The following is a 13800-nucleotide window of genomic DNA, read 5'->3' as shown; positions in this document are numbered from 1 at the left end:
CAAGGTGTGACCCCGCCTTATTATTGTTCCGGTACGTGAGCACTCGCTATGGAGGAAATACATAACCAATGGATCAATCAAATGCCCCGGCAAGGCCGGTTCAAATCAATCAAATAAAAAAAGGAAGCCGCGCATGGGCGGCTTGGCTGATCATTGCTGGCGGTATAGGGCTGCTGGCGGTGACTATGGCGTTTTCCATTACCAGGGGAGCGGCGGAAATCCCTCTGTCCTCGGTTTGGAAGGCCCTGTTTCATTGTAACGCGGCCGATACACAGCGTTTGATCGTGGTGGATCTGCGGCTGCCCCGCGTTCTGGCCAGCGCCCTGGTGGGTGCATCCCTTGCGGTGGCAGGGGCTGTTATGCAAGGTGTGACCCGCAATCCTATGGCGGATTCTGGCTTGATGGGCCTAAACGCCGGCGCAGGTTTTGCCCTTTCTCTCTGTTTTGCGTTTTTCCCCGGACTGTCCTACATGCGGCTTATCCTGTTTTCTTTTATAGGAGCGACAATAGGCGCAGTGCTTACTTATGGTATCGCGTCCTTGCGGCGCGGCGGGGCGACCCCCATGCGGCTGGTGCTTGCGGGCGCTGCGGTCAGTGCGCTGCTGGCTGCGCTCAGCCAGGGTATCGCCTTGTATTTTGATGTGGCACAGAACATCATGTTTTGGACAGCAGGCGGCGTGGCCGGTTCCAACTGGGAACAAATCAGAATTATGACCCCGTGGCTTGCGGCTGCAATTCTGGGGGCAATTGCCCTTTCCCGTTCCATTTCCATCATGAGCTTGGGAGAAGATGTGGCAAAGGGATTGGGGCTGAATACCATGCTTGTCAATTTTCTTTGCGCCGCTGTCGTGCTGATGCTGGTTGGCGCTTCCGTGGCGGTGGTCGGCGCAGTGAGCTTCGTGGGGCTGATAGTGCCGCACCTTTCGCGGTTTCTGGTGGGTATTGATTATCGCTTCATTATCCCTTCTTCGGCAGTGGCGGGAAGCCTTTTGGTGGTATTGGCCGATTTGGGTGCAAGGTCGCTCAATCCGCCCTTTGAAACACCAATCGGCGTGCTCATCGCCTTGATTGGCGTTCCCTTCTTTCTATACCTGGCCGGCAAGGAAAGGAGGGCGCTGTGATGAACGCACAGTTGGAGGAAAATCAAGCATATAAGCGAAAAATTGCGATCAGGAATACCGGTGTGGTACTCGCTTTTTTAGTACTGCTTATAATATCGTTCCTTGTCAGCATGAACACCGGCTATTCAAAGCTCTCACCCTTGGATGTGCTGCGCACGCTGTTCGGTGATGGCAGCGACAGGGAAAACCTCATCTTGTTCAGCTTCCGGCTGCCCCGCATTGTGATTTCCAGTCTGGTGGGAGCAGGGCTGGCCTTGTCCGGCTGTATCATTCAGGGTGTGGCCCGCAACGCTTTGGCGGAACCCGGTCTTTTAGGGATTAATGCCGGCGCGGGGCTGACGGTCATTTTATTTGTGCTGTTTTTCGGCGCACAGTCCATCTTGTCGGTTTTTGCTTTACCGCTTCTGGCACTTATAGGTGCAGGAATTACGGCGATTCTGATTTATGCTCTGGCGTTTAAGCGGCAGAGTGGTCTTGCGCCGATTCGCTTGATTTTAACCGGTGTGGCGGTGCAGGCCGGCATTTTGGCACTGACTACAGTGCTGGTGGTCAAACTGGATGATACGCAGTTTGATTTTGTGGCAGCGTGGCAAGCAGGCAGCATCTGGGGTTCCGACTGGAAGTTTGTTTTGGCGCTGTTGCCATGGCTGTTGCTGCTGATTCCCTATGTGCTGTCCAAGGCCCGTGTGCTGGACGTGCTGAGTCTGGGAGATGATATCGCCTGCGGCTTAGGCCTTTCTGTGGAAAAAGAGCGTAGGTGTTTGCTGGCCGCCGCTGTGGCGCTGGCATCCTCCTGTGTGGCAGTCAGCGGCAACATCAGCTTTGCTGGGCTGATCGCGCCCCATGTGGCGCGGCGGCTGGTGGGGCCGCGCCATGGGGTTTTGTTTCCTGTCTGTGCCTTGGCCGGAGCATTGCTGGTGTCCGCTTCGGATACGCTTGCGCGGGTGATCGTCCAGCCAGCCGAAATTCCCACCGGTATTATGGTTGCGATTGTGGGCGCACCGTACTTTTTGTACCTGCTCACCAAAAGCAAACAGTAAGCAAAGGCAGGGATAGAATATGAATAGCATTGCAACTGAAAATCTGACCGTCGCCTATGATGATAACCTCGTTATCGCTGATTTGGAGTTTAAAATTCCCCGGGGAAAGATCACCACCATCATCGGACCGAACGGTTGTGGGAAATCCACGGTGCTCAAAGCAGTAGGGCGTATTTTGAAGCCGAAAACCGGCATGGTGTACTTAAACGGAGACGATATCCGGAGCCTTTCCGCCAAAGAAATAGCGCAGAAGATGGCGGTTCTGCCTCAGTCACCGCAGGCGCCGACGGGGCTCAGCGTAGGCGAGTTGGTGGCCTATGGCCGCTTCCCCCACCAGCGAGGTTTTGGCAAGCTCAAGTCAGAGGATAAAAAAATCATCGCATGGGCTCTGGAGGTCACGAAGCTTACAGAACTTGAAACCACGGTAATGGAAAATCTTTCTGGCGGACAAAAGCAGCGGGTGTGGATTGCCATGGCGCTGGCGCAGCAAACCGACCTTATTTTGTTGGATGAACCGACGACCTATTTGGACCTATCCTATCAACTGGAAGTCCTGGAGCTTTTATACTGGCTCAACCGGGAGCAGAACTGCACGATTGTCATGGTGCTGCATGACCTGAACCTCGCAGCGCGTTTTGCGGATTATATGATCGCCATTCGCAGCGGAGAAATCATCTGCCACGGCACGCCGGAAGAGGTCGTGACTGCCGAAGTACTCCGGGAAGTGTTTCATATCGACGCACAAGTCATTGCAGAGCCCCGAAACGGACGACCCGTCTGCATTTCCTATGATCTGATTAAGGGGCAGGAAAACAAATGAAAGCCATCTATCCACAATTTTATTATAGGAGGAGAAGAACGGATGAAGGGAAAACTTTTAGAGGAAGTGTTTTGTGAAAGGAAACTTACTATTTATTTGCCGCCTTCTTATTTAAATTTAAAGATGGCTTTTCCAGTATTATACGTTCAGGATGGGAAGAGGTTATTTTTTGATGATAAGTATTCTGTTTTAAATAAATTAGAGAGGCTGTATGCAACAAAGCAAACACGTGAAGTAATTTTAGTTGGGGTAGAAAGCAATAAAAGAGTAGACGATTATACACCGTGGTACGCAAGAGCTATTTCAGATAAGTATGATGACTTTGGAGGGAAAGGAGGGCAATATTTAGCTTTCGTTATTAATTCCCTGAAACCGTATATAGCCAATAGGTATAATGTGGACACAGATTGTAGTAATAACGGTATTGCAGGTGCTTCTATAGGTGGACTCATATCTTTGTATGCGGCATTTTTATATCCGAAGGAGTTTGGAAAGATTGGAGCAATATCACCGTCTGTCTGGTACGAAAGATTTATCAAATATATGAAGCATGAAGCGCTGCCTGTAGAAAACAAAAAGATTTATCTTGATGTAGGAAGTGAAGAGGGAGTTGGAAAGCCGAACCCTCTAAATCAGATGGTAGACTATGTAAAAGAGGCCTATGAGATAATCAAGAGTAAGGGCTTGGATGAAAAAAATCTAAAGTTTTATATAGAAGAAGCTGTAGTACATAACGAAGAAGTATTTAGGAACCGGTTTCCCTATGTTGTAAGTTGGCTGTTTAGGCACGAAGCAGCAGAAAAAACCTATTGTAAAGATACTCCAGAAAAGTATCAACTGATTGAAGAATAAATTTTGACGCTGTACACAAAGGGGGATTTGCACTCATCTTTTCTGAAGCCAGCTATGGTTCAGACCGGGAAGATGCACAGCAGGCAAAGAGATAATCTTTTGCTTTATCAGATCAAAAGCTCTGTCGTATACGTGGATACCAGCCAGAATTATAGCTGATTGAGATGCGGGCGTTCAATTTTTGCGGATCGATTCGCATTAATATGACTTGGATTTATTGGACAAAGTGGAGAATGGAACCGCTAGATATCCGGATTAGATGGACTTAAAATACATGATGAACGGCTAAGAAACCAAGTTTTCCAATTCCCAAGCCGTGGGTCGCGAGTTCGAATCTCGTTGCCTGCACCAGTAAAATAAAGCATTCCAGACATTTGCGTGGAATGCTTTATTTTTATATTTGATTAGATTCTCAGTAGTAAAGATTTCTAAAACATAGAAAAGAGATCAGGGAGCTTATCGCTCTATTCCAATCGTTATGTAAATCAATTAGGCGATACCCAGATCTTCCTTCAAAGCCTTAACCACTTCTGCTGCAGTTGTAGAAACCCGAAAAGCCCGGTTGAAACCCATTTCCCGGAACCGGCGTTCGATCTCAGGCCAATTCTTATCAAGCTCAAGCGGAGCGGCAACAGTACCACCCACATATAGGATGATATCCTTCAAGCCAGCCTCAATGCACTTTCCCCTAAATCCTTCGCAGTCTAGGAGCCCCATTCCGTACATTGACGAAATAAGGATCGCATCGGCATTGATTTCTATTGCGGCGTTGATGAATTCTTGTTGTGGAACGACAGCCCCCAGGAATGCAACCGTATAGCCTGCATCTTTAAATGTCTTTTGAAGCACCCAACCACCGATCATATGTGCATCGGCTCCGATGGTGCCGATAACTACACTTTTATTAACCTTTCTCTGTTCCATTTTTTCCTCCTAATTGCTTGGTGAATTTTAATTTTCATATCTTTTTTTATATAAAAATATCATCTGACAAATTGGTGTCACTACTTCGCAATCCTAGAAGCAAATTGCAAATCCTGCACCGCCATGTCAAAACTCAGCTCCCGGCCTTCCTTTTTGGCTCTTTCGGCAAGTTTTGCTTTGTGATACTCCTTAACTTCTGGCGGCAGGGGAATATCGCCAGTATTAAAATACCTTACAGCGCCTTGGGCATCGCGCATAACCGTGACATTCCCTTTGTTGTATTTCCAGGGAGTAAGCATGGTATCGACCCATCCAGCCTCGACGCCTCTGCACATGCCGACCGCCATATCGCCGTTGCCGGCTTCCAGGCACTTCTCCATTAATGCTCTTACTTCCGCTTCGATCATTGCTTCTTCCAGTCTCAGCGCCTCGTTATCGGGGAGTTTCTGGGTACCCATCAGAGTAATAAGATGCCGCGCCAGTCTTACCGACATGGCCATGCTCTCCTTGGTCGGCGTTGCAAATGCTTCGTCCTGACATTTCAGGATGACTCCGGTAGCACCGCACATTATTGTGATTATTGCATTCCAGGCGATCATGGCGTTTGCTTCTTCCGCCCGCGGAGGCCATGCACCCAAGAACGGGAAACCTCCCATAAAGAATTCCACATTATAGCCAAAGCGTTTACAATATTCGTTACAGAGCTTTTCCGTAACCCTGATCATGGCAATATCCTGAATCAGATTCATATTCTGTCCGAGCTCTACGTATTGGTACCTCACCCCTTGCTCAGCGGCAAGCAAAGATTCAGAGACATTCACGAAGCAACGATAGCCTGCACTGTCGTAACCGGAGAGATTGCTGGGATTCCACGGGCATATAGGTACACCATTTTCCGTGTATATGCCTGCAAGGCGCGATTCATACTGGTTTATTCTGATTTCTTCTTCCAAAGTTATGTTCTTGCAATGAGATATTACTTCCTGAAGTGATCGAGCAAAACAAGAGTTCCACCCAGCCGCCAAGGCAATCTCCGCAGCCAGTCGCCCGTCTTCGTCGGTTGAATTGAAACTGAGAGGCACCTTGGTCGCCTTCATAATCCTACGCGCCTCTTCGACACCGAAATTGACTATCGGCCAGCCGTTGAGCATAGACATACCCTCTTGTTTACTACGCTCAATGCCCATCTGAGCACTCTTAAAGTCTAATTTCCGTGTGTAAGAGTCAGAGTAAATAAGCCACGCACCATTAGAAACCAAATCCGAATTGGCTTCCACATATTCTAATCCCTCAATTGTATATTCGGTAAGAGCCCGTCCAAACTGAGGTATAAGTACGTGTGTTCCCTTCTCCTTCGCTTCTTTCAGCTTCATCGCAAAATTTTTGCCCTGGGATAATTCTTTCGCGATCTCAATACATTCGCTTAAATTCTCGACGTCTTTTCCGGTTGCCCACATGGGCAGTACTTCTTCTTTCCGAATTTTGAAAAATTCTTCATCAGTTAGCCTTTTGTTTTTGATTGCCATTTTCTCATCTCTCCTTATGTGTCAATATGCGTTAATGTACGTAGCATACTCTTTGGTTAGAGTACAGTTGGCTTTAAATACTTCTTGGCAATCCTTAGCGCTTGATCCGGATATTTTTCAGCCAATAATCCAATTCCGTATAGAATATAGTTACTATCCAAGTATGCTTTGGGTTCCTGCGGTTTTAGGCTCCATGGCGTTTCTGCACTGAATAACGCCGAGCGCAATACTTTTTCTGGATGCAAGCCATACTTAAATATGCCGCCAGTTCCAATAATGTTTTCTGTTTTGAGGAAGTTCTTCCCATGTTGGACGACGACTTCCCCGACAACTGTCCACTCTTTTTTTACAGTTCCAGCATGCCGCTGTACGGCCATCGACGTAGCAAATCCGGCTAAGGCGATATCTAAGTTAAACTCAATATCATTTGCCGGAACATAACCAACATTATTTGCTATTTCCCTGACATAGTTAGTAATATCAATTTGTTCACCATCAAGGGACGGAACGAGTGTTTTCAATTTTGTTAAAAACTGTTCATTACCAACATGATCATAAATCGTTGGAGCATTATATCTTATCCCCAAATCTCCCTCGACCGTACGCTTTACCCTTGTTTCAGGCAAACCTTTAACAATTGCTTGATAGGTTACAGGCAAATTATCAATCACTGAATGAATATTAGTTGTAGCCCCACCTACCTCGACAACAATCACACTGCCTATTCCAGGTTCATTTTTCGTTCCATCAGCTAGCAGGGTTGCTGCTTGAAGCGTTGCCTTAGGGGTAGGTATGATAACATCGCCAATCAGGTATTGAGCCTTATCCAATCCTTTCGCTTTAGTGATGTGGTCGATAAAAATTTCACGAATCTTTTTTTGTGCAGGCTCTACGTCCAATGTATCAAGACTTGGTAAAACGTTTTTGGCCGAGTAGATTTTCTTGCCCGCTTCGCCCAGAATAGTGCTTACTTGGCTTGTAACAGCACGATTGCCGGCAACTAATATTGGAGATTTGATATTGGACTGGGCCAGTAGCTTTGCATTGTGAACAATTACATTTTGATCCCCACCGTCGGTTCCGCCACACAAAAGTATCATGTCACATTTTGCACTCTCAATTTCGTGAACAATTTGTTTATTAATCTCAAAACCATAGGAACAGGTAACTTTTGCCCCTGCACCTAACGCAGCCCGGCGGGCAGCCTCTAATGTCAGTTCCGGAACAAGTCCGATAGCCGCCATTTTCAAACCGCCGGCTGCGCTGCTGCTGGCGTAGCTGTCCTGAATTTGGGTTTCATCTAGTCCGCAGGTTTTAAATAAATTAGATAGAGCATTGTTGAGTCCGATGGTAACGTCGGTACCCACAGTTGTAGGCGCCTGTGCTCTGCCAATAACGATTTCTTTTTCAATATCGACGGCAAGTACTTTTGTATAAGTGCTTCCAAAATCGATTAACAGGTGTACATTCATTTGGCATCCATCCATTCTTGTTTGAGTTTTGAGTCATATGTTTTCGGGATCTGGGACAACATCGAAAATTTTCCGTCATTTGCCAATTTTCTTAAAGTCGAAGTCAGAAATATACTGATGGCAGCCTCCGCATTTTGGATGGAGAAACCGGTAGGCTTACTGGCTTTTGAAGCCTGACCCCGCACATTGGAGCAAACTAAGACGCGTCAAACGTTTTTGGACAGCAGAAGGGTCGTAATTTCCCTAAGAGACTACACAAGCTTGCCTCTTAGGGAAGTTACGCACCCAAAGTTTCCATTTTCGCTTGTTCACTTTCAGTCAAAATCTTAACAATGTCAATGGCAATAATAAGCCGATCATCCACGTTGCCAATGCCAAGGATAAAGTTGGCTTTCACTCCGCCGGCTATTGATGGCGCATCTTCGATATTTTCCGCAGAAATCTGAACAATTTCCAAAACGTCGTCGACAATGACGCCGCATTTTTGGTTATTCATGTTTACGACGACAATCCGCGTGGTGTCTTTGATTCCGATTGTACCCAGATTGAAGCGCTTCTTAAAGTCGAGTATTGGGATGACCTCACCGCGCAGATTCATGATCCCGTCGATGAAATCTGGCATGCCCGGCAGTTTTATCATGTTTCCCGGCCGAGTAAGTTCATGCACCTGACTGATAGGAATACCGTATTCATAAGACTTATCGTTTGCTTCCAGTATGTACACGACAAGGGTCAAGCTTTCCTTTGCCATGTTTGTTGCACCTCCTCTGCTACAGGTTTGCTGCCGTTTCCGTTAGTTTATTAGCTAAGCTTGTCATCTCTTCAATTGTTGCGTTTACTTCCTGGACAGCAGCTGAAGTTTCCTCCGTCACGGCTAGGGTCGACTGTGATGCGTCAGCCGTCATATTTATCGATTTTTCGATTTGCTGAGTAAGTTCCTTGATCTGGACAACCGTTTTTTTCGATTCTTCCGATAGTTTGCGTATTTCTTCAGCCACAACGCCAAAACCTCGACCGGCGTCGCCCACTCTTGCCGCCTCAATGGACGCATTTAGGCCGAGCATCTTGGTTTCGTCAGCAATTTCCTTGATAAATCGCATAACATTGTTGATATTGTCCAACTGTCCTTTTACTTTCCCGATTTCTTCGTGCAAGTTGCTTTGGTTGCTGCTAGCTTCATTAGTTGCCACTGTGATTTGCTGAATAGAGGCCGACACGCCGGTTAATCCCTGGTCCAACGTATTGGCGATTGCCTTAAGGTCTTTTGCCAGTTTGCGGGGTAGTGCCACTGTAAACCCTCCTAATACAGCCCCGGTCTTATCGTCAAAAAACGGTGCTGTTGCGGAAAGAACCGGAACGCCGTATACGGATTCGTCAACCTCTTCAGTGACGAGCTTTTTTTGTTTGAACACTTGTTCCTGGCTACTGCCTTCCCTGACCGGCGTATTTACCTGAATACTCGGTATATCAAACTTTTTTGATCCCTGACGCTTTGCGTATTTATCTTTGGTAGAAAGGCATAGAATGCCACCCTCCGGCAGCATATCTGCTAATACAGGGGCAAATGTATCAAAAGCCTGAACAATTTTATGCTCACGGGGAGAGCCCATTGCCCATGAGCCGATAATGTCACTGTCGGTATCGTTCCATACAGGTCCGCCAAGGGCGCATACCCGCTTGCCATAGACCTCCCGCGGTATTTCAAACTGCATCGGATGGCCGGCCTGAATGATCTTGGCGGCCAAACCACTTTTGCTAAATTGATTGCCTACATCAAGGCCGGGAAAGTCGAAGTTTTCAGTATGCTTGTAAGTCACCTCCGTCAAATCGGTTGCAAAGAAGACCGCCCCATCCTCGAACATATGGAAGGTAATCTGAATAAATGATTTAATAAACTCCAATTCTTTTGCATGGACATGCAAATCCTCAAAATCCATTCTCGTTCATTCCTCTCTCATTAATTTTTTATATGTTTATGCCAAAAGGTTGCTTGAGTCACGACCTGCTATCATCACCTTTCCGTTAAATTATTTACCTCTTGGATAATACAATCCGTACTTTGGAATGCTCCCAGAAACAAGCTTCTAAACCGTCAATTAGTCAAGCCGGACTCCCAAAAGTCCTATTTGGAATAATGCAACATAACACATTTATATTTCCTAATTTGCCATAACTTAAGATTACATGATTATAATTCAATTTTTTCAATAATTTTCCTCCCTTCGACATACTAAAAATCAAAAATTTAAAATTTAGACTTATGGAGCTTGCTGACAAACATGAGATTTACTGGAAATAAAAGATCCGAAGGTATTTTCGTCGAATTTAGACAATAATGGACTGTTAATACTAATTTTTTTAGATATATACATAAAAATGAATACCAGCAGGTCTTATGGAGTACCCGTAAGTTCTCTGCAAAGGGGACATAATAAATGGATTACTATTTCGGTGCAATAAAAAAGAGGCCGCAATTAGCGGCCTCTTTTTTATTGCTATTCTTGTTTTTGCGGAAGCTTATCACCTGTTCCACCCATTCTTGCTACAAGATATATCGAAAGGGCAACGGCAATTAAGCCGCCAGTAATTGTGGCAGGAGTCAAATAGTGACTGGGTAAGTACTCGTATAGGCCAAAGAGGCCAAATAAAATAAAGATAATAGCGGCGAACCATTTAACTGCCCGTTCGGGAATTCTCTTTCCAAGAACGATACCAATTATAATACCGATGCCGTCAGCAACCATCATACCGGTGGTCGTCCCCAGCCATACTGGAATAATTGTGTTAAATTGAGCTGCTAACGCAACGGTTGCTAACTGAGTTTTATCACCCATTTCAGCAATGAAAAATGCAATAGCTACTGTCCAAAACGGGCTGCGTTTCGAAGCCTTATCCTCGCCGTTAAGTTCATCACCCCTGATTGTCCAAAGGCCGAAGATAATAAAAGATACAGCTGCTGCAATTTGAATGGTATTCATGGGGATAAAGTGAGTAAGGTAGTTGCCTACGACTACGGCAAATAAATGGTTGAGAATAGTGGCAATGAATACGCCCCACATTACTGTTTGCCACTTGTAGCGGGTAGCAAAGGCCATAGCCAGCAGTTGCGTTTTATCGCCCATCTCTGCAAGAACTACAAACACGAGAGAAGTTAAAAATGCAGTCATGATCATCCTCCTAAATTGTAGTATATATAAAAAACGAGACCTCTAGTATGACAATAATAGCCATACTAAAGGTCTCGCTAATTGACGATTCGTCAACAACAGAGCCAGATGATTACTCATCAGTATGTTGACTCTGTTCTATGAGCTACTCCCCTTTAGGAGTGTAATATTCGCTACTATATTACAATAAACAAGCGGAAATGTCAATATGGACATTCCCGCTTGTTTGTTAGGGCCTATGTTACTTTTTGGTGATAGTTAGTTTCAGACTTTTGACCTAAGAAACGGGGAATTTTTATTTTACTTAGTCGCAAAGCCGGCCGATTGAGCATAAATTGTAGTATACCTTAGAGAAAGAGCAAAGGAGGTTTATTTATGGGTCTTGGTTTTGGTGGCTGTGGAGGTCGTGGTGGTAGCAGTTTTATAATTATCATTATAATAATTTTACTATTTTTCTGCTTCAATGATGAATGTAGCTCAATCTGCTAACATAGGTTGCTTGTAGTAAATTCACAACTAATTTGAAGTGCGGCCCGCTTATATTGGTTGTGTTGTGTTGCAGCCGTCTACCTTCGGGTGGACGGCTTTTCCACTTTCCAGTCTTTTCTAAAGTAATTCTAAAAATAGGTATATATAATCTAAACATAGAAATTCCTAGAAGGCAATGCCTTTCTATTGAATATAAATTTGCCTATCCTCTCTCATATAAAAGTACCCTGCAATTGGTCATGTTGCTGGGTACTTTTATATTTTGCAACGTTTCGATCTGTTCCATGGAGTTCTTAGCGGAAAATATAATTATAAAAAAGGATTACCGGTATTTGGTTTTGAATTTACAATAAAGATATACGATTTATTATTTCGGGGGGATGGAAAATGAAGCGTTCGTTAGGTATAAAACAAAAATTGGTTATGTATACTACCTTATTCATCGCCGTTGCTGTTTTGGCAGTTGCGGTGCCTGCACTTTATTTTTTCACGACGAATATGGAAAAAAAGTTCGAACTGCAAACAAACCAAGGGTTAGAAGGTCTAACTAGTATATTAGAAGGTTATAAGAGCGATGCGGCAATTTATGCGACGCTTTTGAGCCGTCATCCCGAGGTTGCTAAAGCAGTGGAGGCGCGGGATTCAGCTGCGCTAGTACAGATTATTGGACCATTGGCTAAAGCGGCTAAACTTGATTCGGTTACTGTGTCAGATGAGAAGGGCGTGGTGATCGCGCGGACACATGACCCGAAAAAAGGTGATAGTGTGATGAATCAGGTCAATGTGCAGAAGGCTCTCAAAGGTACGACATTTGCAGCTCTTGAGCCAGGCACGGTTGTAAAGCTGTCAGTTCGGGCGGGGGCACCAGTGTATAATGCCGAGGGACGGGTTATCGGCGTAATAACACCTGGTTACAACGCTAGCCGGGATGAGATTGTCGATAAGGTCAAGCAGCTGTTTGGCGTTGATATCACAATATTTCTGGGCGACGAACGGGTTGCTACAACGATTATTCAGGATGGCCAACGGGTAATAGGAACTAAATTGAATCCTGTAATTGCCGAAAAGGTGCTGAAGCAGGGGCAAAAATATGTTGGTCGTGCTGAAATTATCGGCAAGCAATACATAACGACATATTTGCCGTTGATGGGACCGGAGGACAAAGTCATTGGGGTACTGTTCGCAGGTCAAGCTATTTCAGAACTTAACGCTGAAAAAAATAAGATGATGTTGAGCATTGGCGCGATTGCGCTTTGTGCCTTAGGTATTGGAATGTTTTTAACCTTTTTATTGGCTAAGGGTATTACAACTCCGATCAGCCATTTGGTGGAAGGTGTCGGCAAAGTGGCTGCAGGCGATCTTACCCAAAAAGTGATAGTTACTTCCAGTGATGAGATCGGTGTTTTGGCTGGTCACTTCAACATTATGGTGGATCAGCTAAAAGCTTTAGTGACACGCGTGAGTGGTATAGCAGGAAACTTGTCCGCAGCGAGTGAAGAACTTACAGCCAGCGCTGACCAGACAGCCCAGGCTGCCAATCAGGTTGCTATTACCATTAGCGAAGTCGCGAATGGTGCTGAAAAGCAGCTGAAAGCGCTTGATGATACTGCTTTGGTCGTAGATCAAATGTCAGCAGGGATACAGCAAATTGCGGTCAACGTTAATACGGCTGCCGATACTTCAAACAGATCTACTGATTCAGCTCAAATGGGCAGTGCGGCTGTGGAAAAAGCTATGAATCAGATGAGCCAGATTAAAGACGCTGTTATCAACTCGTCTCAGGTAGTCACTAATCTAGGAGAACGATCTAAGGAAATTGGACAAATTGTGGATACCATTTCTGGCCTCGCAGGGCAGACTAACCTGTTGGCTCTAAATGCTGCCATCGAGGCGGCGCGGGCAGGCGAACAGGGGAAAGGCTTCGCTGTTGTAGCAGATGAAGTCCGAAAATTGGCCGAACAATCAAATGACGCGGCAAAACAGATCGCCGAACTGATCTCTATAATTCAACAAGATACTGACAGTGCGGTAGTGGCGATGACTGAAGGAACCAAAGAGGTCCATGTTGGTTCGGAAGTGGTGAGTGAGGCAGGCCGGACCTTCAAGGAAATATTCCGCTCAATTACTGAAGTAACGACCCAAATTCGTGAAATAGCAGAGGTCACAGAGCAGATGGTGAGCGGTAGCCAGCAAATAGTAACTGCAGTACACGATATTGATGCCGTAAGTAAGGAGGCATCAGGGCAGACACAAACAGTATCTGCTGCCGCTGAAGAGCAGTCTGCCACTATGGAAGAGATTGCATCTTCTAGCCAAGATTTGGCGAAGATGGCAGAGGAACTGACAGAGACTATCAGTAAGTTCAAGATATGATGTAATTTACCTGGTA

The 13800-nt window shown here is 45.6% G+C and carries 11 protein-coding genes; 5 read left to right on the top strand and 6 right to left on the bottom strand.

Annotated elements, in window-relative coordinates; translation table 11 throughout:
- The first annotated feature begins 68 nt into the window (after nt 1-68).
- Genes SALPA_RS11810 through SALPA_RS11795 form a run of 4 tightly spaced genes read left to right on the top strand, consistent with a single transcriptional unit; the run spans nt 69 to nt 3833 of the window.
- Entirely contained in the window at nt 69-1121 is a 1053-nt protein-coding gene (locus tag SALPA_RS11810) for an iron ABC transporter permease (RefSeq protein ID WP_145093996.1), read from the top strand.
- On the top strand, nt 1121-2161 hold the full coding sequence (locus SALPA_RS11805; RefSeq protein ID WP_145093993.1) for an iron ABC transporter permease: 1041 nt from the start codon (nt 1121-1123) through the stop codon (nt 2159-2161). The genes SALPA_RS11810 and SALPA_RS11805 overlap by 1 nt, the downstream gene beginning before the upstream one ends.
- A gap of 19 nt (nt 2162-2180) precedes the next feature.
- Entirely contained in the window at nt 2181-2981 is an 801-nt protein-coding gene (locus SALPA_RS11800) for an ABC transporter ATP-binding protein (protein WP_145093990.1), read from the top strand.
- A gap of 42 nt (nt 2982-3023) precedes the next feature.
- Nucleotides 3024-3833 (top strand): alpha/beta hydrolase, encoded by an 810-nt coding sequence (locus tag SALPA_RS11795; RefSeq protein ID WP_145093987.1) that lies wholly within the window; start codon nt 3024-3026, stop codon nt 3831-3833.
- A gap of 489 nt (nt 3834-4322) precedes the next feature.
- Here SALPA_RS11795 and glmS read toward each other — a convergent pair whose 3' ends face one another.
- From glmS to SALPA_RS11765, 6 genes are all read right to left on the bottom strand, one after another.
- Nucleotides 4323-4757, bottom strand: coding sequence for a methylaspartate mutase subunit S (gene glmS / locus SALPA_RS11790; protein WP_145093984.1), 435 nt, complete (start codon nt 4755-4757; stop codon nt 4323-4325).
- A gap of 80 nt (nt 4758-4837) precedes the next feature.
- Nucleotides 4838-6283 (bottom strand): methylaspartate mutase subunit E, encoded by a 1446-nt coding sequence (locus SALPA_RS11785; RefSeq protein ID WP_145093981.1) that lies wholly within the window; start codon nt 6281-6283, stop codon nt 4838-4840.
- 56 nt (nt 6284-6339) lie between these two features.
- Nucleotides 6340-7755, bottom strand: coding sequence for a methylaspartate mutase accessory protein GlmL (glmL, locus tag SALPA_RS11780; RefSeq protein WP_186451044.1), 1416 nt, complete (start codon nt 7753-7755; stop codon nt 6340-6342).
- Nucleotides 7756-8032: 277 nt separating this feature from the next.
- Entirely contained in the window at nt 8033-8506 is a 474-nt protein-coding gene (locus tag SALPA_RS11775; protein WP_145093976.1) for a chemotaxis protein CheW, read from the bottom strand.
- 19 nt (nt 8507-8525) lie between these two features.
- Nucleotides 8526-9692: a methyl-accepting chemotaxis protein gene (locus tag SALPA_RS11770; protein WP_145093973.1), complete on the bottom strand. Its 1167-nt coding sequence runs from the start codon at nt 9690-9692 to the stop codon at nt 8526-8528.
- Nucleotides 9693-10250: 558 nt separating this feature from the next.
- Nucleotides 10251-10922, bottom strand: coding sequence for a TMEM165/GDT1 family protein (locus SALPA_RS11765; protein WP_145093970.1), 672 nt, complete (start codon nt 10920-10922; stop codon nt 10251-10253).
- Nucleotides 10923-11798: 876 nt separating this feature from the next.
- On the opposite strand from SALPA_RS11765, the gene SALPA_RS30390 reads away from it, so the two are divergent.
- Nucleotides 11799-13784, top strand: coding sequence for a methyl-accepting chemotaxis protein (locus tag SALPA_RS30390; RefSeq protein ID WP_222427970.1), 1986 nt, complete (start codon nt 11799-11801; stop codon nt 13782-13784).
- Nucleotides 13785-13800 lie beyond the last annotated feature (16 nt).

Source organism: Sporomusa sp. KB1, from assembly GCF_007830295.1.
Classification (GTDB): domain Bacteria; phylum Bacillota; class Negativicutes; order Sporomusales; family Sporomusaceae; genus Sporomusa.
The sequence above is the reverse complement of the archived record's forward strand: the minus strand, read 5'-3'. Positions and strand labels throughout refer to the sequence as shown.